This window comes from Geobacillus sp. (assembly GCF_017515625.1).
Taxonomy (GTDB): Bacteria; Bacillota; Bacilli; order Bacillales; family Anoxybacillaceae; genus Geobacillus; species Geobacillus stearothermophilus.
The window spans coordinates 1-19,812 of record NZ_JAFWFM010000181.1 but is presented as its reverse complement, the minus strand read 5'-3'; the positions used below and the strand labels follow the sequence as shown (position 1 = coordinate 19,812).

Genomic DNA, 19,812 nt, shown 5'->3' with positions numbered 1-19,812 from the left:
GGAAGATATTTAAAGAAAAGCATATTACAAAAGCTTGGCAACATTTGAAGGGAATAGGGATGCTTAATTAATAAAAAAATGCTTGTAGATAAGCCTTGCTCATTTAGGGAGTGAGGCTTTTATTATCAGTGTAAACCTTAATTTTTAAGAGTTTTTCGTTTTTTGATTTTCCCTACAAAACTGCATTCTAAACCTTTTGACATCCTATTGTTAAAATGAAATTACCATAATCCCCTGATTTTTATATGGATTGCTTTTATTTTTCTCTTCCCCTTCACAACTCCCCATCTCCATCCGATATAAAACATAGATAGTGTTCATGCAAAGGAGCGAACGTAATGACGGTAGAGCGCGTTTCTTCTCATTCACTTTCTTATTTGTATGAAAGTGTTCGCAATGAAAAAGCCAGCAGCATGATCGAACCCCATCAGCAACATCATACGAACAATTTGGAAACAACAGCGCAAGACATTCCAAAGGAAAAACTGGAAGAAGTCGTGAAAGGTTTAAACGAATTTTTGCAGCCAAGCCATACGTCGTTAAAGTTTGAACTGCATGACGAGCTGCAGGAATATTACGTACAAATCATTGATGAGCGAACGGATGAGGTCATTCGAGAAATCCCGCCGAAAAAGCTGTTGGATATGTACGCGGCGATGATGGAGTTTGTCGGGCTTTTGGTGGATAAAAAAATTTAACGGTGGTGAGTCGACATGGCGAATACGTTGCGCATCAGCGGCCTCGCGAGCGGGATGGATATTGACAAAATCGTGAGCGATTTGATGAAAGCGGAGCGGATGCCGCTTGATAAATTGAAGCAGAAAAAGCAGCTGCTCGAGTGGCAGCGCGATGATTATCGGGAGATGAACAAATTATTACAAGAACTAGATACGCTTATTTTCGATGGAGTATTTAGGCAGAGTACATTTTTGAAAAAAACGGTTACAAGTTCGGATGAGAGTGTTGTCACCGCAACGGCAGTCAATGTTGCTGGAAATCAAACGGTTGAGCTGTCGAATATCACCCAATTGGCGACTGCTGCGAGATGGATATCGGAGCAACCTATTCAAACCACAAGTGCGTCTGGAAAAATTAATCCAAACGATAAATTGAAAGACGTTACTTTCCTGGTGGAAGATAGTAGTGGGAATCCGCAAGAAATCACATTTACAGAGGCGTTTTCTTTAAAATTTGAAGTAGTAAAACCGGGAAGTTCGACGCCGGAGACAGTGGATATTTCCATTGATCCGACAGTTGATACGTTAAATAGCGTTATTGCTAAATTGAATCAAAACAGCAAATTAGGAGTTAGCGTCTTTTTCGATGAGTTTAGTCAAAAACTGGTCATAACCAAAAATGAAACAGGAGCAGGGGCTTCAATTAAAGTAATTGAAGGGGCAAGCGATGGTACTCCTGGGACAATCGGTTTTCTTAATGCACTTGGATTTGAGTCAGCCCGAGCTAATAACGAATTAACAGGAAAAGTAGATGGACAAAATGCTAAGTTTACAATTAACGGATTGCCAATCGAACGTACGACCAATACATTTACGATTAATGGTATGACTTATACGTTAAAAAATACTAAAACATCAGGAACTGTAACTATCTCTACTACAACCGATACCGACTCAATTTTTAACTCAATCAAAGCCTTCGTCGATAAATACAATGAAGTGATCGCCAAAATCAACGCCGAGTTGAAAGAAGAGCGCTATCGCGACTATCCGCCGCTCACCGATGAGCAAAAAGAAGCGATGACGGAAAAACAAGTGGAGCTGTGGGAAGAAAAGGCGCGCAGCGGGATGCTTCGCGGCGATTCGATTTTGTCGAGCGCCTTAAGCCAAATGCGGATGAATGTGTACACGAAAGTGGAAGGGGCGAACATCCCGAGCGGGTTTTCCCAGCTGGCGCAGCTTGGCATCTCGACGTCGTCGAACTACCTCGATGGCGGGAAGTTGATCATTGACGAGACGAAGCTGCGGGAGAAAATCAAGGAAAACCCGGATGCCGTCTATCAACTGTTTAACCAAGACGGGGCGACGGATGCGGAAAAAGGGATCGCCCGCCGCCTGCGTGATACGATCAAAGCGACGATCGGGAAGATTGAGCAAAAAGCGGGGAAGACGATTTGGACGAACCAGCAGTTTGCGATCGGGCGCGATTTAATCGAAATCAATGACCAAATTGACCGCTTCGAAGACCGTTTGAAACAAATTGAAGACCGCTACTATCGCCAATTCACGGCGATGGAAGAGGCGATTCAGCGCGCCAACCAGCAAAGCATGTACTTGATGAACGCCTTTGGCGGCATGCAAAGATAACGATCAGCGGCTGTGGCATGCAGGCGTCCGTTGGCGCTTGGCCATCATCGGAAAGCGATCCGCTTCCTGATGATGGAGGTTTTAGGCTGAGACAACTGAAAAGGCGCGACGCCTCTTGAAAGGGGCGGTTTGGCTGAAAAAAACGTTCTTGCTTCAGTCTTGAAACGTGTGCAGCACTTGACGTGGAAGAGGAGTGATCGGGATGGCAACGAACAATCCGTATCAACACTACCAAGCGAACGCTGTGCAGACGGCGTCGCCTGGGGAGTTGACATTGATGCTGTATAACGGCTGCTTGAAGTTTATCAAGCTCGCGCGCCAGGCGATCGAGAAAGGGGACATTGCGGCGCGCAATGAAAATTTGATTAAGGCGCAAAACATCATTTTGGAACTCATGAAGACATTGAAGATGGAGTATGAAGTCGCGAAATCCATGATGACCATGTATGACTACATCTACCGCCGCCTGGTTGAGGCGAATGTGAAAAGCGATGCGGCGATTTTGGATGAAGTGGAAGGGTATGTCGTCGAGTTTCGCGATACGTGGAAGCAAGTGATTTAGCTCCATCGGCAGCGCCAATACGCGGAAGGCGGGCAGGCGTAATGGGCGTGGTGCATGATGTATGGCGGGTGACGAAGGAGCTGCTGGAGGCGACGGCGTTGCCGTGGCCGTCCGAGGAGCGCGAAGAGCGGCTTCGGACGGTTGATCGATTGCTTCGGGAGCGCCAGGAGCTCCTTTGGAAGCTGCGTCCGCCGTACAGCGAGGAAGAGCAGCGGCTTGGCCGCGAGATCATCGCTTGGAATGAAGAAATTGAGAGGCGGCTTCACCGCGTGGGTGATGAGATTCGAAACGATTTGCGCATGGCGGGGGCGAAGCGGCAGGCGAACGCCCGCTATGTTCACCCGTACGAGCAGCCGCTTTCGATTGACGGGATGTTTTACGATAAAAAGCGATAAAGAAAAGGACAGCGCCGTGCTGTCCTTTTCGCTTCAAACTGCTTTCACAATCGTGATGTTCATCTGTTTCCGCAAGTCGATTTCATACGGGCTTTTCAGCTCCTCGCCCGCTGGATTTTTGATGACGCGGATGATGGGGCGGAGCGGGAAGCCCGGAAACACTTGCGAGACGAAGCCGACTTCTCCGGTGTTGAGCTTAACGGTCGTGGCGACCGGGTAGATGGCGATGTAGGAAAGAAACAGTTTAATGAGTTCAAAGTCGAGAACGCCGCCGGCGGCGGGATAGGTATTCGGCTGCCTCGTGCGGCGAGTATTGTCTTCGGTGGTAGCGCGCCGATGTCAAGGCGTCAAAAACGTCGGCGATGGCGACGATGCGGGCGTATTCGTGAATGTCATCGCCCGATAGGGCGAGCGGGTAGCCGTTGCCGTCGCACCGCTCATGGTGCTGCAAGGCGCAGTGGGCGGAAAAGAGCGAAATGTTGCGCTGGCGCCGCAAGAGTTCAAAGCCGAGATATGTATGACGGCGGACGATTTCCTTTTCCTCTTCCGTCAAGGCTCTTTTTTTCGCCAAAGTCCGTCAGGCAGCTGGGTCATGCCGATGTCAAACAGCAGCGCGCCGATGCCAAGGTCGAGCAGCTGCTGGGGGCGATACCCTTTGGCGATGCCGATGACACCGGCGATCGTGGCGACGTTGACTGAATGGTGGAAAAAGTATCCATTGGAAATGACCAAATCCGACAAGTTGATGAGCAAATCTTCTTGTTTTAGCAAATAATCCAAAATGTCTTTGAACACTTTTTCGTACTCTTTTCCTAAATCGAGGGAGGACACACGGCTGAGCAGCTTTTTTTGCTCGATCAAGGCCGTCATCGTCTCGTACACTTTTTTCACCGCCTGCTGGCGCACGGTCGGGCTGATGAGCGGGCGCGGGCGGATGTCATAGGTTTGTTTGTCGTCAATAATATAAATGTATTGAACCCCTTTTTGCGCCAACGAACGGATGTAGCCGTTTGTCAGCCGCACGCCGCGCGACAAAAGGACGCTGCCGTTGGCGGCGAACAAGTCGACAGCGAGCACGTCACCGCTTTTCGCATGGGAAATATGGATTTTTCGCATCGTTTCCACACTCCGTACTTTCCACACCAATTAAGAAAAAACACCCATGCCTGTTTTACCATATTTTCCTACAGTTTTCGCAAAATCTTCGAAAATATTTTTGATTGAAGCAGGGGTTTGATGGGTAATGAAAGAATGTAGGGATCTATAGTTTGAAAATAAGGAGTGGTCAGCGATGATGTATTACATTCGCGGGGAAAACATTGAAGTCACGCCAGCGCTGCGCGAGTACGTGGAGAAAAAAATCGGCAAGTTGGAGCGCTATTTCGACCGCACCGATGACGTGAATGTCCATGTCAATTTAAAAGTCTACAACGATGGACAAGGGAAAATCGAAGTGACCATTCCGATGCCGCATTTGTTGCTTCGGGCGGAAGAGCGCCATAACGATATGTATGCGGCGATCGATTTAGTGACGGATAAACTGGAGCGGCAAATCCGCAAACATAAAACGAAAGTCAATCGGAAGCTGCGCGACCGCGAGAAAGAAGCGAAGCTGGCCGCCCCTGTGCCAAGCGGCGCTGCTGCGGCGGAGGACGACGAGGAATTTGAAATCGTGCGCACGAAACACTTCAGCTTGAAGCCGATGGACAGCGAAGAAGCGATTTTGCAGATGAATTTGTTGGGGCACAACTTCTTCATTTTTACGAATGCCGAGACGAACCGGACGAACATCGTCTACCGCCGCAAAGATGGAAAATACGGATTGATCGAGGCGAATTAAACGGTTGCCTCTTGTGCGCATCCCCTGCTTTTTTGGGCAGGGGATGTTATAATATGCATGAGAAAAATCAAAATGGGGGAGAGCAATGGAGGAATTGTTGCGTCAAATTTTGTCCAAGTTGGACAACATGGAAAAAGGGTTTTTGGTGTTCCAAGAAGAAACTCGCCAACGGTTTGAGCAGATGGATGGCCGTTTGACGGAGATGAACGGACGCCTCGTCGGCCTCGAACGGGAAATGGGCGCGGTGAAAGAGCGGTTAGACCGTGTGGAAACGCGGTTGAAAGGCGTAGAGGCCCGATTGGACGGCGTAGAGACCCGGTTGGATGGTGTAGAGTTCCGATTGGACGGCGTGGAAACGCGGTTGAATGGTGTAGAGACCCGCTTGGACGGCGTGGAAACGCGATTGGGCGGCGTAGAGACCCGATTGGATGGCGTGGAAACTGAATTGACGGAAGTGAAAGAAACGCTTTATCGCGTCGAAACGCAGCTTGTGGATGATGTGCAAATCTTGCTTCGCAAAATTCACGAAAAAGTGGAGGAGAAAAGTTTTGAAATTTATGCGCTGAATCGGCGGCTTCACCATGCGGAAGCGGCGATTGAGCAACTTCAGTCCAAGTTGTGATCCCCTCTCTTGGACATGCCCCCTCTTGAAGCCTGTGCAACAGTTGTCACTGATCCCTGTATAATGATATGATGATGAAGAAGTGAGTCCATGAAAAATAAGGAGCGTTTCCTATGCTTGGAGTCTTAAAAAAAGTATTTGACCCGAACAAGCGTCATTTGGCAAGGCTTGAGAAAATTGCCGATCAAGTCGACGCGCTCGGTCCGGAGATGGCCCGACTGTCCGATGAACAGTTGCGGCAAAAAACCGAGGAATTCAAAGCCCGCTACCAACAAGGCGAATCGCTCGATGATTTGCTTGTCGAGGCGTTTGCCGTTGTGCGCGAAGGGGCGAAGCGCGTCCTCGGTTTGTACCCATATAAAGTGCAAATTATGGGCGGCGTCGTTTTGCATGAGGGCGACATCGCCGAGATGAAAACGGGTGAAGGGAAAACGTTGACGGCGACGATGCCCGTCTATTTGAACGCCTTGACGGGGCGCGGCGTGCATGTCGTGACGGTCAACGAATACTTGGCGACGCGCGATGCGACGGAAATGGGCAAACTGTATGAGTTTTTAGGCATGACTGTCGGGTTGAACTTAAGCGGCATGTCGCGCGAGGAGAAGCAAGCGGCGTACAACGCCGACATTACGTACGGGACGAACAACGAGTTTGGCTTTGACTATTTGCGCGACAACATGGTGCTTTATAAGGAGCATATGGTGCAGCGGCCGCTGCATTTTGCCGTGATCGACGAGGTTGACTCGATTTTGATCGATGAAGCGCGGACGCCGCTCATCATTTCAGGGACGGCGCAGAAGTCGACCAAGCTGTATGTGCAGGCGAACGCGTTTGTCCGCACGCTGCGCAAAGATGTCGATTACACATACGATGAAAAATCGAAAAGCGTCCAGCTGACGGAAGAAGGAATGAACAAAGCCGAGCGGGCGTTTGGCATCGACAACTTGTTTGATTTGAAGCACGTGACGCTCAACCACCATATTCAGCTGGCGCTGCGGGCGCATGTTGTGATGCAGCGCGATGTCGACTACGTCGTGCAAGACGGAAAAGTGATCATCGTCGACCCGTTCACCGGGCGCTTGATGCATGGCCGCCGCTACAGCGATGGGCTTCATCAAGCCATTGAGGCGAAGGAAGGGCTCGAGATTCAAAACGAGTCGATGACGTTGGCCACGATTACGTTCCAAAACTATTTCCGCATGTATGAAAAACTCGCGGGGATGACGGGGACGGCGAAAACAGAAGAGGAAGAGTTCCGCAACATTTACAATATGCGCGTCGTCGTCATTCCGACGAACCGCCCGGTGATCCGGGAGGACCGTCCGGATTTGATTTATCGGACGATGGAAGGGAAGTTCCGCGCCGTGGTTGAGGACATCGCCGCCCGCCATGCGAAAGGGCAGCCGGTGTTGGTCGGCACGGTGGCGATCGAGACGTCGGAGCTGTTGTCGGAGATGTTGAAAAAACGCGGCATCCCGCACAACGTCTTAAACGCGAAAAACCATGCGAAAGAGGCGGAGATCATCGCCCAAGCAGGACAAAAAGGCGCGGTGACGATCGCGACGAACATGGCCGGGCGCGGGACGGACATTAAGCTTGGCGAAGGGGTCAAGGAGCTTGGCGGATTGGCCGTCATCGGCACGGAGCGTCACGAAAGCCGGCGGATTGACAACCAGCTGCGCGGCCGCTCGGGACGCCAAGGCGATCCGGGGGTGTCGCAGTTCTATTTGTCGCTTGAGGATGAGTTGATGCGCCGCTTCGGTTCCGAGAGCTTGATGGCGATGATGGACCGCCTGGGGATGGACGATTCGCAGCCGATCCAAAGCAAAATGGTGACACGGGCCGTTGAGTCGGCGCAAAAACGGGTCGAAGGCAACAACTTCGACGCCCGCAAGCAACTGCTTCAATATGACGATGTCCTGCGCGAACAGCGGGAAATCATTTACCGCCAGCGCTATGAAGTGCTTGATTCCGACAACTTGCGCGACATTATCGAAAAGATGATCCAATCGGTGATCGAGCGCGTCGTCAACGCTCATACGCCGAAAGAAGAGGTTCCGGAAGAATGGAATTTGAAAGGGCTCGTTGAGTATCTCAACGCCCATCTGCTTCCGGAAGGGGATGTAACGGAAGCTGACTTGCGCGGCAAAGAGCCCGAAGAGATGATCGAGCTGATTTGGGAAAAAGTAAAAGTGCGCTATGATGAGAAAGAAGCGCAAATCCCGCCGGAACAAATGCGCGAGTTTGAACGCGTCGTCGTCTTGCGCGCCGTCGATATGAAATGGATGAACCATATCGACGCGATGGAGCAGCTCCGCCAAGGCATCCATTTGCGCGCCTACGGGCAAGTCGACCCGCTGCGCGAATACCAAATGGAAGGCTATGCGATGTTTGAAAACATGATTGCCGCGATTGAAGAGGAAGTCGCCACCTATATCATGAAGGCGGAAATCCACCATAACCTTGAGCGCCAAGAGGTGGCCAAAGGCGAAGCGGTTCACCCGAAAGAAGACGGCGAAGAGCCGAAGAAAAAACCGGTCCGCAAGGCGGTGCGCGTCGGCCGCAACGATCCGTGCCCGTGCGGGAGCGGGAAGAAATATAAACATTGTTGCGGAAGAACGGTGTAACGGTTTATAAATAATAGGGGGGCGCTGCCTCCCTTTTGAATGGCAGATATGAACCATTGACATACTATATTCATGATGAGGTGAGGACAACATGATCGATTTGGTGGAAATTAAGCAAGAGCTTGAGAAAATGGCTAAGCGATTAGCGGAAATCAGGGGGTCTCTTTGACCTCGAAGCGAAGCAGGAGCGCATTCGCGAATTAGAGGAGCAAATGGCCGCGCCCAACTTTTGGGATGACCAGAAGGCGGCGCAGGCGGTCATTTCCGAAGCGAATGCGCTCAAAGATCTCGTCGAGGAATTTTCTTCACTGGAAGAACGGTTTGACAACTTGGAAGTGACGTACGAATTGCTCAAGGAGGAGCCGGATGACGAGCTCCAAGCTGAGCTGGTCGAGGAAGCGAAAAAGCTGACAAAAGACTTCAGCGAGTTTGAGTTGCAGCTGCTGCTCAATGAGCCGTATGATCAAAACAACGCTATTTTGGAGCTCCACCCGGGCGCGGGCGGCACGGAGTCGCAAGACTGGGCGTCGATGTTGTTGCGCATGTACACGCGCTGGGCGGAGAAAAAAGGGTTCAAAGTCGAGACGCTCGACTACCTCCCGGGCGAGGAAGCGGGGATTAAAAGCGTCACGCTGCTCATTAAAGGGCATAACGCTTACGGCTACTTAAAAGCGGAAAAAGGGGTGCACCGCCTTGTGCGCATCTCCCCGTTTGATGCCTCGGGCCGCCGCCATACGTCGTTCGTCTCGTGCGAAGTCGTGCCGGAGATGGATGATAACATTGAAATTGAGATCCGGCCGGAAGAGCTGAAAATCGACACGTACCGCTCGAGCGGAGCGGGCGGGCAGCACGTCAACACGACCGACTCGGCCGTGCGCATCACTCACTTGCCGACTGGCATTGTCGTGACGTGTCAGTCGGAGCGGTCGCAAATTAAAAACCGCGAAAAAGCGATGAATATGTTGAAGGCGAAATTGTACCAAAAGAAACTCGAGGAACAGCAGGCCGAACTCGCTGAGCTGCGCGGCGAGCAAAAAGAAATCGGCTGGGGCAACCAAATTCGTTCGTACGTCTTCCATCCGTATTCGCTTGTCAAAGACCATCGGACGAACGTCGAGGTCGGCAATGTGCAAGCGGTGATGGATGGGGAAATTGATGTGTTTATTGACGCGTATTTGCGTGCGAAGTTGAAGTAAAGGGCGATCATCGGATCGTCCTTTTTTTGCTTCAAAATCGTGTTTTGGCCTTTTGACGCATCTATGCTTTCGTGATACGCTGAAGGTAATGATAAGGAAAAAGGAGGGCGATGGCTTTGGCTGTGCGCAAACAATTGCTTTACGAACTGATTGACCGGTTGGATGAAACGGATCATCAAACCGCGTACGATTTTTTGATGTACTTGCTTGATCGGTCCAGAAAGGAACGAATGGTATGGGAGCGGATTGACGAAACAGATGAAGAAGAAGCGTTGACGGAAGAAGAGCGCCAGCAGCTGCAAAGCGATGAAGGATATATCACCGGGGGAGAAGCCAAGCGTGAATTCGGGCTACAAGTTGATTTACCGTAAGGCTGCAGTCAAATTCATCGCTAGGCAAGAAAAAGAGGTTCAAGAACGGTTGGCCTCTGGGTTGCAAGGTCTGCTTGCGATCCCACCACAGGGGGATATTAAAAAGTTGAAGGGGCAGGATGGATTATATCGGCTGCGAATCGGAACATATCGTGTGTTGTTTCGCATCGATCATGATGAACGAATCATCTATATTGAGGCGATCGGCAACCGCGGGGATGTGTATTGAGGCTTGTATTTTTTGGCTAGGGCGATCATCGGATCGTCCTTTTTTCCTTTATCATAGCAGACCGTTATCGCGTTAACTGGCTGTCATTTACTTGCCAAAACGGGCATGCTATACTCACAGAGGAAGGTGGGGAAGCATGCGGAAGCGAAGAGAGAAGACCATGCCTCCGACGTTGGAGGGAGCTTTGGAGTATGTGTATGTTCTGGTCGGCGCGGCAGTTGTCGCGGTGGCGTTTAACGTGTTTTTGCTGCCGAATCGGATCGCCTCGGGCGGGGTAAGCGGCGTGAGCACGATTATGCACGCGCTGTTTGGCATTGAGCCTGCCTACGTCCAATGGGCGCTCAACATTCCGCTCTTTATCGCTGGCGTTGTGCTGCTAGGCCGGCAGTTTGGCGTCAAGACGTTTGTCGGGACGGTGTTTTTGCCGTTGGTCGTCTACATGACGAAAGGTATGGAGCCGGCGACGACGAATCCGCTTCTTGGCGCGATCTTTGGCGGTATCGGTGTCGGGCTCGGCCTTGGCATTGTATTTCGCGGCCGCGCTTCGACGGGTGGCACCGATTTGGCGGCGCAAATCATCCATAAATATACCGGGCTATCGCTCGGCATGTGTGTGATTTTGATTGACGGCTTGATCGTGTTGACCGCGGCGTTTGTCTTTGACATTGAGCGAGCGCTCTACGCGCTGATCGCCTTGTATGTGACGAGCAAAACGATCGACCTCGTCCAAGTTGGGCTTGGCTATTCGAAAATTGCCTTGATTATTACCAATGAAGAGGAAAAAGTGCGCCGCGCCATTTTGCACGAAATCGATCGCGGGGTGACGCGGCTGCCGGCGTACGGTGGTTACACCGAACACGAACGGCCGGTACTGATGTGCGTCGTCGCGCAATCCGAGTTCACGAAATTGAAACAATTGGTCCGAACCATTGATCCGACAGCGTTTGTCGTCGTGGCCAACGCCGTCGAAGTGCTTGGAGAGGGATTTCAACGTACGTAAAACGGAAAAAATCGGTTATAATAAAAGAGAATGAAATTTTTGTTTTCTGGGGGGAGTTCGCCATGAAGTGGAAGTTGGCTGCGATGTTCCTTGGCGTTTCGCTCGCGCTTGCCGCGTGCGGCGGTGGCGGGGACAACGCTGGGAACAACAACGGCAACAATGGTGGAGGAGATACCGCCGCGTCCGCCGAGCAAATTTATAAACAAAACTGTGCGTCCTGTCATGGACAAGACTTGTCGGGCGGGGTCGGCCCGAACTTGCAAAAGGTTGGAAGCAAGTACTCCAAAGAGCAGATCAAAGAGATCATTGCCAACGGCCGCGGCGCCATGCCGGCCGGAATCATTAAAGGGGAAGACGCTGATAAAGTGGCGGAATGGCTCGCTTCGAAAAAATGAAAAGGATCACCGCATGTGCACCGTCTGGTTGAACCGAAAACCAGACGGTGTGTTTTTTTGGGCCGTTTTTCCTACTCTTGCTTTTGTTGGCCATTTGAAATATAAATGTAAAATTCGACAATAGAAAATCGTGTTATAATAATCTTTGCGGAATTTTGCAGGATTCATTCGAAACAGCTCGAGAAAGGGCAACAGGAAAGTCGAAAATAGGTGATGATGATGATTGAAATGCAAGATGTATACAAAACGTATCCAAACGGCGTTGTGGCGTTAAACGGCATCAACGTTCGCATCAAGCAAGGAGAATTCGTCTATGTCGTTGGACCCAGCGGAGCTGGGAAGTCGACGTTTATTAAGATGATGTACCGCGAGGAAAAGCCGACGAGCGGCAAAATCATCGTCAATGGCGTGAACCTCGCTAAAATCAAAGACAGCAAAGTCCCGTTGCTGCGCCGCAACATCGGCGTTGTGTTTCAAGATTTCAAGCTGCTTCCGAAGCTCAATGTCTATGAAAATGTGGCGTTTGCGTTGGAAGTCATTGAAGAATCGCCGAAAGCGATCCGCAAAAAAGTGATGGAAGTACTCGACTTAGTCGGCCTCAAACATAAAGTCCGCTCTTACCCGAACGAACTGTCCGGGGGCGAACAGCAGCGCGTTTCGATTGCCCGCTCGATTGTCAATTCCCCCAAAATCGTCATTGCCGATGAACCAACAGGGAACTTGGATCCAGAAACGTCATGGGGAATTATGGAGTTGTTTGAGAAAATCAACGACCGGGGCACAACGATTGTGATGGCGACCCACAACAAAGAGATCGTCAACGCGACTCGTCGGCGCGTCATCGCCATCGAAAACGGAAAAATTGTCCGTGACGAGGCGAAGGGGGAATACGGTTATGACGCTTAATACGTTCAAGCGCCACGTTCGGGAGAGCATGAAAAGCCTCGGCCGCAACGGTTGGATGACATTTGCGTCCGCGAGCGCCGTCACGGTGACGTTGTTGCTTGTCGGTGTCTTTTTTGTCGTCATGTTTAACATCAACCATTTCGCCAAAAAAGTCGAAAACGATGTCGAAATTCGCGTCCATATCGAGCTGACCGCTGACAGCCGGCAAAAAGACGCCTTGCGCCGGCAAATTGAAGCCATTCCAAACGTGAAGGAAGTGCGCTATTCATCAAAGGACGAAGAGCTGAAGCGGCTGATCAAAAGCATGGGGGAGGAAGGCTCGTCGTTCCGCTTATTTGAACAGGACAACCCACTAAGCGATGTATACGTCGTGAAAGCGACCCATCCGCAAGATACAGTGAAAATCGCCAAACAAATCGAAACATTGCCGTTCGTTCATAAAGTCAATTATGGCCAAGGGACGGTCGAGAAGCTGTTTGACGCGCTGAAAGTGGCGCGCAACGTTGGGCTCGTGCTCATTCTCGGATTGTTGTTTACGGCGATGTTTCTCATTTCCAACACGATCAAAATTACGATTTTCGCCCGCCGCCGCGAGATTGAAATCATGCGGCTCGTGGGCGCGACGAACGGGTTTATCCGCTGGCCGTTTTTTTTGGAAGGGCTATGGCTTGGAATGCTCGGCGCTCTCTTCCCGATCGCGGCGCTTTCGATCGTGTACTACAACGTGTATCAGGTGTATGAACAGTGGGTTTCCTTGCCGTTTTTTGAACTTCTTCCGTTTTCGCCGTTTATGTGGCAGTTAAGCGGGCTGCTGCTAGTGATTGGCGCCGGCATCGGCGTCTGGGGAAGCGTTATGTCTGTGCGCAAGTTTTTAAAAGTATAAATGATAGAAAGGGAGAGGGGAAAGATGAAAAAGAAACGCATGTTGGCGCTCGCTGTTGCCGGGGCGCTTGGGCTGGGCATTCTCCCGCCGGCAGCGAACGCCGTCAGTACGCGCGACATCGAGCAGAAGCGGGATGAAATGAATTCGCTGCGTTCGAAGCGGTCCGATGTCGAGCAAAAAATCAATGAGGCGCAAAAAACGATCGAATCGCTTCGCTCGCAACAGCGCCAAGTTGCCAATGACATTCAAAAACTCAACGTGGCGATTGACGAAACGAGCGGCAAAATCCGCAACGTCAGCAAAGATATTGATGAAACCGAGCAGGCGATCGAGACACTGAAACAAGAGATTGCCGAAATTCAAGAGCGGATTGAAAAGCGGAACGAAATTTTAAAAGGGCGGATGCGTTCGCTTCAGGAAAGCGGCGGGGCGATCAGCTACTTGCAAGTATTGCTTGGCGCCCAAAGCTTCAGCGACTTCATCGACCGGATGAGCGCTGTCACCACGATTATGAAAGCGGACCAGCAAATCATCCGTGAACAGGAAGCGGACAAAGCGCTGAAAGAAAAAAAGGAAACAGAATTGACCGAAAAGCGGAACAAGCTGCAGGCGGATTTGCAAGAATTGAAGCAGCTGCAGGCTGAACTGGCTGGCCAGCTGGAACAAAAAAATCGCCTGATGGCCGATTTGAAGCAAAAAGAGGAAGAAGAGCATGATCATAAGATGGCGCTTGAAGAAGAAAAAGAACTGATCGCCAAACAAGAAGCGGCGGTGAAAGAGCAGCTTGCCGAACTCGAACGGCAAAAACGGGCCGAAGAAGAAGCGAAACAGAAGGGACGTACATATACCGCGCCAAACGATGGAGGATCGTCATCAGAAGAAGCGCCATCGGGCGGCAGCACACCGCCTGTGTCGAGCGGGGCCTTCACCCGTCCAGCCAACGGTCCGATCACCTCGGGCTTTGGCTACCGGTTTGGCGGCACGGACTTCCATCCCGGGGTCGACATTGGCAAGCGAGCTCCTGTTGTGCCGGTTGTCGCGGCAGCGGACGGCATTGTGTTCCGCTCCTACTATTCTAGCAGCTACGGCAACGTCATTTTCGTCAGCCATGTGATTAATGGGCAAACCTATACGACCGTGTATGCTCATTTAGAAGCGCGTCTTGTCGGCGAAGGGCAGCACGTTCGCAAAGGACAAGTCATCGGTTATATGGGTAATACTGGAAATTCGACCGGTCCGCACCTTCATTTTGAACTGCACCGCGGCGGCTGGAACCCAGGAAAAACGAATGCGGTCGATCCGCGTAATTACATCGCTTTCTAAATTCTGCTATACGCAACTTGTCTGTCTATGAGACGGACAAGTTGCGTATTTTTTTGATTGATTTGACATCAAGGAAAACGGTTTGGCTGCACCACATCCCCCCTTGACTCTGTACCTTAGTACACTGTTTATCTTTCCGATTTGGAAGCCGGGCATGAGCTGACGTTTACCCAGCCGGAAGGGCGGAACATCTTTGTCTTTGTCATTGAGGGGGATTTGGCGTTAAACGGTGAGGCCCATCTCGAACGGCGCGATGCGGCCCGTATTACGGACACGCCGGCGCTTCGCTTGGTGACGAACGAAGGAGCGCAGTTCATGCTCATTGATTTGCCCAAAGAGGAGTAAGAGCATTTCGTTTTTGTGCGGTTCATTCGTTTGACGGCCACTTCGGATGCGGCTAAAAAGACGAATCAAAAAGAGGCATCGTTCGCCAAAATGGCGGGGGGTGCCTCTTTTTTCCGCGCCCGTATGAGTTGAGAAATCAAAACGCAGCGTGTAAACTAGTAAAGGATAGACAACGAATGAGCATACTCGGTACAAGCCTAACATATGATGGAGATAAAGGCATGGCACGGCGTTTGGGCGGTGCTTTTCCTTTTCTCATTGGCGTTAGAGGCATCCGCTTGTTTCGCCGAAGGAGAACGAAGAGACCCCCTTTCCCTTCCGTTGCAGGCAATGGAAAGGGCAGGTTTAGGGTGAGGAGGAAACAACGTGAAGAAAACGACAACGGCCGCACTCATGGCCATCTCGATGCTCATCGGGGCCGGCGGGACGTATGCCGGTTTGCAGCTGGCTGGCGGAGCAGAAGACGGGCCGATGCCGGAGGCCATTTCTGAGGAACTGTCCAAGACGGCCAGCGATCATGACGAAATGAAAAAAATCCGCCAGGCGTACGAACTCATTAAAAACCGGTATGTGGAAAAAGTGGATGAAGAAACATTAACGGAAGGCGCCATTCAAGGGATGATCGACACGCTCCATGATCCGTATTCCGTCTACATGGATGCGGAAACGACGGAGCAGTTCAATGAGTCGCTCGACTCGTCGTTTGAAGGAATCGGCGCCGAAGTGAGCATGATCGACGGCAAGGTGACGATCGTCGCTCCGATCAAAAATTCGCCGGCGGAAAAAGCGGGGCTGAAGCCGAACGACCAAATTTTGCGAGTGAACGGGGAAAGCCTAGAGGGGCTTGACTTGTATGAAGCGGTGCTGAAAATCCGCGGCAAAAAAGGGACGACAGTGGAGCTTGACATTTTGCGCCCGGGCGTCAAAAACGTGATGAAAGTCAAAGTCGTCCGCGACGAAATTCCGATTCAGACGGTGTATGAGTCGGTCAAAACGTATGAAGGCAAAAAGGCCGGCTATTTGCAAATTACATCATTCTCGGAAAACACGGCCGCCGATTTTAAAAAGAAACTGGCGAAGCTTGAGGCCGAACATATTGATGGCTTGATCATCGATGTGCGCGGCAACCCGGGCGGCTATTTGCAAAGCGTTGAGGAAATTTTGAAGCAACTCATCCCGAAAGGCAAACCATATGTGCAAATTGAAGAACGCGATGGCGATCGGCAAAAGTTTTATTCCGATTTAACGGCGAAAAAGCCATACCCGATCGTCGTGCTCATCGACAAAGGAAGCGCATCGGCGTCAGAGATTTTGGCCGGAGCGATGAAGGAAGCGGGCGGCTACAAGCTGGTCGGCGAGGCAACGTTCGGCAAAGGGACGGTGCAGCAGGCGATCCCGATGGGCGACGGCAGCAACATCAAATTGACGCTGTACAAATGGCTGACGCCAGACGGGCATTGGATCCATAAAAAAGGGATCAAGCCGGATGTCGCGGTGGCGCAGCCGGATTATTTCCACGTCGCTCCGCTTCATGTCGAAAAACCGCTTCGGTATGACATGAACGACGAGCAAATCGCCAATGCGCAAAAAATGCTCAAAGGGCTTGGCTTCAACCCGGGCCGCACGGACGGCTACTTCAGCAAAGACACCGAGCAAGCCGTCCAAGCGTTCCAAAAAGCGAATCAGCTCCCGGTTACGGGGCGAATCGATGAGACGACGGCGGATGTGTTGCAAACGAAAATCATGGAAGCCGTCCGCGATCCGAAGCATGATGTGCAGTTGAAAAAAGCGCTTGGCGTGTTGTTTCCGTCGCGCGCGAGCCAATGATGACGAGTAAAGAGAAAAGGGTGCCTCTGACAACGCAGAGGCACCCTTTTCTTTGTGACTGATTTGCCTGTGGACTATCGCTGGCTTCCTACAAATGGGCTGGTGTTTTCTCCTTTTCTGATGGAAGCGGCAGCTGCACGGTTTTTTCGACCGCAAACCGGGGCCGCCGTTTCACCTCTTGATACATTTTGCCGATGTATTCCCCGATGAGGCCGAGGCTCATGAGCACCAGCCCGCCGATGAACCAAATGGAGATCATGAGCGACGTCCAGCCTGATTCGGCGTGCCCGAGAAGTTTGCTGATGAGGGCGTACAGCCCGGATGCACCGCTCGCGAGAAAGGCCAAAAAACCGATGAGCGTAATGGCGCGAATCGGTGCGACGCTCAAGGACGTGATGCCGTCAAAGGCGAAGGCAAGCATCTTTTTGAGCGGGTATTTCGACTGTCCAGCCCACCGCTCATGCCGGTCGTAAAAGACGCACGTCGAGCGGAAGCCGACGAGCGGAACCAACCCGCGCAAAAAGAGATTGACTTCCGTATAACGGCTCAGTTCATCGAGCGCCCGCTTGCTCATCAGCCGGAAGTCGGCATGGTTGTAAATCAGCTCGATTCCGATGGCCCTCATGAACCGATAAAAGGCTTGGGCGGTCGTACGCTTGAACCACGTGTCTGTCTTTCGGCTCCGCCGCACGCCATACACGATGTCATATCCTTCGCGGTATTTTTGCACAAATTCGCGGATCGCCTCCACATCGTCTTGCAAATCGGCGTCAATGGATACGGCGCAATCGGCGTACGCGCGAACCGTTTCGAGTCCAGCGAGCAGCGCCCGCTGATGGCCGACGTTGCGCGCGAGCTTGATGCCCGCCACGAAAGGATTTCGCTCGCTTTCTTCTTCAATGAGCGCCCATGTCCGGTCGCGGCTGCCGTCGTCGACAAACACGATATGGCTGCCGATGGCGACTGCTCCTTCTTCGAGCAGCTGCTCAAGCAAAGCGGTCAGCCGCCGGGCCGTTTCTGGCAGCACTTCTTCTTCGTTGTAGCAGGGGACGACGATGGCTAACAATGGTTTGTCCACCATGTTTCTTACCTCCCTTTCACTCCACTTCGTACACATAAATTTTCCAGACTGACTGTCGATCAGTGAACGCCCGCAAGAAGCGGAGATGGATGTCGCGGGCGTTTTCGATCGGAACGGAGGAAAAAATGTACTTGCCACCAAGCTGTTTGAACGCCTTTGTGTCGATCTCGAAATGACGGATGACCTTATGCGAGCGTTTCGTGAACATGTAATGTTTCCCGAGCTCTGCCGAAAACAAATAGACGCGGTTGCCCCAATGGTCGAAATAGTCTTTCAGCACGGGGCTTTTGTCTAATTCTTTGGCAATGATGCGGCGGAACTTCCGCTTATACGATAACGGGTAAAAATTGTTGTACGTATCGAGCGTATAAAACCCGTTGTATTGGGCGATGGCCGGGTGAAGTCCAACGCTGGCGACGCGGTAGGACGATACCGGCTTGCCGATGTATTGCTTGATTTTGGTAAATAAATGTTCGGAATAAAACTGCTCGAACGATGGGGTGCCAGCGAGGCGATAGCGGATTTCTTCATTAAACCCGCCAAGCAAAAGCAGCTGCAGCGCCAAGGCGATCGGCACGAGGCGCCGCCATGCGGTCCGTTCCTTGGCTAAGATTTGCAAGGCCAAGGCAAAATCGATGTAAATGACCATCGGCCGCAAAAAATGGAAGCGGGCGAAATTGAACGTATTCAAAAGGGAAATTCGTTCTTTCAGCGGCTGCCACCCTTTGTAAAACCAAAACGCATACCAAGCCGATAAGGCGATGTTCAACCAAAACAACAAAAGGAAGCGTCGCTCCAATGGCCCGCGCTGATGGCGGCGCAAAACGAGAAAAAACGCTGCCCAAAGCACCGGCAAGATGATCGGCCCATGGACGGTCATCACATGCGTATGGCCGAGCACATAATTTTTCAACGTTAAACGAAGGCAATGGACGAAGCTGAGCCGCGAGGAGAGGAACTCGTTCCGGCTCGTCGGTTCGCCGCTGAAGACAAGCGAGTACACGAGGCGGTACTCGATGGCCAAAAAGATGCCAGTCATGAGGGCGATCGCGGCGAAAAACCGCTTGTTCCATTGCTTGCGGACAACGCCGTCAAACAGCCACACCGCCGTCATCGCGGCGAGGAAAAAGAAAAATCCGAGCACAAAGCTGGCGTAAAACGGAAGCAAGATGATCGCCAGCCATTCTTTCCATGTCGCTTCTCCGTTGCGGATCGACAGAAACGCCCAAAGCGCCAGCGGCATGCCGAGCGTGCTTAACATGCCGGACGGCCAAAACGGTGTCAGCGCAAAAGCAAGCGCCGCCCCGACGCGAATGAGCCATGATTCCGGTGAAGACAAAAAGTGGCGCCTGAGCAGCCAATACATGCCTAAAAAGGCGAATACCCTCGTGATCGTTTGGCTGATGGCGTACGCCACCATGGAGGGAAACAAAGCGTGCAGCCACACGATGCCGCTGAATTCAGTGCCGAAGGCGTTGCGCGGCAACCCGTTGATCACTTGCGGAATCACGGCGTCAAGCGGGCCAAACAATTGTCCACTTCGGGCAAGCACGCGGTACCAGGCGATGTTTGAGTCCATATTGTCATGGACACGAATGTGAGCATGCTCGCCGAGAAGGTAAAGCGGGGAAAGATAGAGCGCTAAGATAAGAAAGGAAGCGGCGATGGCCCTGCGTTCAATCTGTTTCACTTGTTGCTCCCCCTTTTTGGACAGGTGTAGCATTGGCAACACGGGACATTATACATTATAAACTGTAGATGAGCATTTTTCATTACAATAATTTCCATGGTTAGAGAGACAAACAGGGTACCCCTTACGCGATACGGAGCTGTTTTTTGATCACATCAATGGGAATCTCTTGCTTCGCAGCGTCATAAATGAACTC

Annotated in this window: 18 protein-coding genes and 2 pseudogenes; 17 read left to right on the top strand and 3 right to left on the bottom strand. The window is 51.5% G+C overall.

The window, feature by feature from the left end; all coding sequences use genetic code 11:
• Positions 1–338 precede the first annotated feature (338 nt).
• The 4 genes from flaG (at position 339) to fliT (ending at position 3,281) form a co-directional block, all read left to right on the top strand.
• Entirely contained in the window at positions 339–698 is a 360-nt protein-coding gene (gene flaG, locus IKE44_RS10790) for a flagellar protein FlaG (RefSeq protein ID WP_049624803.1), read from the top strand.
• 15 nt (positions 699–713) lie between these two features.
• The gene (locus tag IKE44_RS10785; RefSeq protein ID WP_049624804.1) at positions 714–2,324 is read left to right on the top strand and encodes a flagellar hook-associated protein 2; all 1,611 of its coding nucleotides are present in this window, start codon (positions 714–716) and stop codon (positions 2,322–2,324) included.
• 202 nt (positions 2,325–2,526) lie between these two features.
• Positions 2,527–2,886 carry a flagellar export chaperone FliS gene (gene fliS, locus IKE44_RS10780; RefSeq protein WP_287465875.1) on the top strand — a complete coding sequence of 120 codons (360 nt, stop codon included), beginning with the start codon at positions 2,527–2,529 and terminating at the stop codon, positions 2,884–2,886.
• A gap of 41 nt (positions 2,887–2,927) precedes the next feature.
• The gene (gene fliT / locus IKE44_RS10775; RefSeq protein WP_049624806.1) at positions 2,928–3,281 is read left to right on the top strand and encodes a flagellar protein FliT; all 354 of its coding nucleotides are present in this window, start codon (positions 2,928–2,930) and stop codon (positions 3,279–3,281) included.
• Between the two features lie 33 nt (positions 3,282–3,314).
• Here the strand turns inward: fliT and IKE44_RS10770 are convergent.
• Positions 3,315–4,397, bottom strand: a pseudogene (locus IKE44_RS10770) (HD-GYP domain-containing protein).
• Positions 4,398–4,572: 175 nt separating this feature from the next.
• Between IKE44_RS10770 and hpf the strand changes: the two are divergent.
• The 13 genes and pseudogenes from hpf (at position 4,573) to IKE44_RS10705 (ending at position 16,845) form a co-directional block, all read left to right on the top strand.
• The gene (hpf, locus tag IKE44_RS10765) at positions 4,573–5,121 is read left to right on the top strand and encodes a ribosome hibernation-promoting factor, HPF/YfiA family (RefSeq protein ID WP_049626422.1); all 549 of its coding nucleotides are present in this window, start codon (positions 4,573–4,575) and stop codon (positions 5,119–5,121) included.
• An 85-nt stretch (positions 5,122–5,206) separates the two neighbouring features.
• The gene (locus IKE44_RS10760; protein ID WP_049624808.1) at positions 5,207–5,743 is read left to right on the top strand and encodes a hypothetical protein; all 537 of its coding nucleotides are present in this window, start codon (positions 5,207–5,209) and stop codon (positions 5,741–5,743) included.
• Positions 5,744–5,856: 113 nt separating this feature from the next.
• Positions 5,857–8,370: a preprotein translocase subunit SecA gene (secA, locus tag IKE44_RS10755; RefSeq protein ID WP_049624809.1), complete on the top strand. Its 2,514-nt coding sequence runs from the start codon at positions 5,857–5,859 to the stop codon at positions 8,368–8,370.
• Positions 8,371–8,461: 91 nt separating this feature from the next.
• Positions 8,462–9,566, top strand: a protein-coding gene (gene prfB / locus IKE44_RS10750; RefSeq protein WP_121650115.1) for a peptide chain release factor 2 whose coding sequence is annotated in 2 segments (ribosomal slippage) — positions 8,462–8,536 and positions 8,538–9,566 — 1,104 coding nt in all. Because the reading frame shifts where the segments join, the coding sequence is not laid out codon by codon here.
• Positions 9,567–9,676: 110 nt separating this feature from the next.
• Positions 9,677–9,937, top strand: coding sequence for a hypothetical protein (locus IKE44_RS10745; RefSeq protein ID WP_011232575.1), 261 nt, complete (start codon positions 9,677–9,679; stop codon positions 9,935–9,937).
• Positions 9,906–10,166: a type II toxin-antitoxin system RelE family toxin gene (locus IKE44_RS10740; RefSeq protein WP_013524619.1), complete on the top strand. Its 261-nt coding sequence runs from the start codon at positions 9,906–9,908 to the stop codon at positions 10,164–10,166. The genes IKE44_RS10745 and IKE44_RS10740 overlap by 32 nt, the downstream gene beginning before the upstream one ends.
• A gap of 136 nt (positions 10,167–10,302) precedes the next feature.
• The gene (locus IKE44_RS10735) at positions 10,303–11,166 is read left to right on the top strand and encodes a YitT family protein (protein WP_049624810.1); all 864 of its coding nucleotides are present in this window, start codon (positions 10,303–10,305) and stop codon (positions 11,164–11,166) included.
• Between the two features lie 62 nt (positions 11,167–11,228).
• Positions 11,229–11,561 (top strand): cytochrome c551, encoded by a 333-nt coding sequence (gene cccB / locus IKE44_RS10730; protein ID WP_033015007.1) that lies wholly within the window; start codon positions 11,229–11,231, stop codon positions 11,559–11,561.
• A gap of 219 nt (positions 11,562–11,780) precedes the next feature.
• Complete coding sequence (gene ftsE, locus IKE44_RS10725; protein WP_033015009.1) at positions 11,781–12,467, top strand: cell division ATP-binding protein FtsE; 687 nt, start codon at positions 11,781–11,783, stop codon at positions 12,465–12,467.
• Positions 12,457–13,350 carry a permease-like cell division protein FtsX gene (ftsX, locus tag IKE44_RS10720; RefSeq protein ID WP_287465868.1) on the top strand — a complete coding sequence of 298 codons (894 nt, stop codon included), beginning with the start codon at positions 12,457–12,459 and terminating at the stop codon, positions 13,348–13,350. Before ftsE ends, ftsX begins: the two co-directional genes overlap by 11 nt.
• A 24-nt stretch (positions 13,351–13,374) precedes the next feature.
• Positions 13,375–14,673, top strand: coding sequence for a murein hydrolase activator EnvC family protein (locus tag IKE44_RS10715; protein WP_049626423.1), 1,299 nt, complete (start codon positions 13,375–13,377; stop codon positions 14,671–14,673).
• 123 nt (positions 14,674–14,796) lie between these two features.
• A pseudogene (locus tag IKE44_RS10710) lies at positions 14,797–15,018 on the top strand (pirin family protein); the annotation flags it as partial.
• Between the two features lie 366 nt (positions 15,019–15,384).
• Positions 15,385–16,845: a S41 family peptidase gene (locus IKE44_RS10705; RefSeq protein ID WP_033015012.1), complete on the top strand. Its 1,461-nt coding sequence runs from the start codon at positions 15,385–15,387 to the stop codon at positions 16,843–16,845.
• 88 nt (positions 16,846–16,933) lie between these two features.
• On the opposite strand, the gene IKE44_RS10700 is transcribed toward IKE44_RS10705, so the two are convergent.
• The gene (locus tag IKE44_RS10700; protein WP_033015013.1) at positions 16,934–17,926 is read right to left on the bottom strand and encodes a glycosyltransferase family 2 protein; all 993 of its coding nucleotides are present in this window, start codon (positions 17,924–17,926) and stop codon (positions 16,934–16,936) included.
• Positions 17,927–17,942: 16 nt separating this feature from the next.
• A complete protein-coding gene (locus IKE44_RS10695; protein ID WP_080985662.1) occupies positions 17,943–19,616 on the bottom strand; it encodes a DUF6044 family protein in 1,674 nt (557 codons plus the stop codon).
• Between the last annotated feature and the right edge of the window lie 196 nt (positions 19,617–19,812).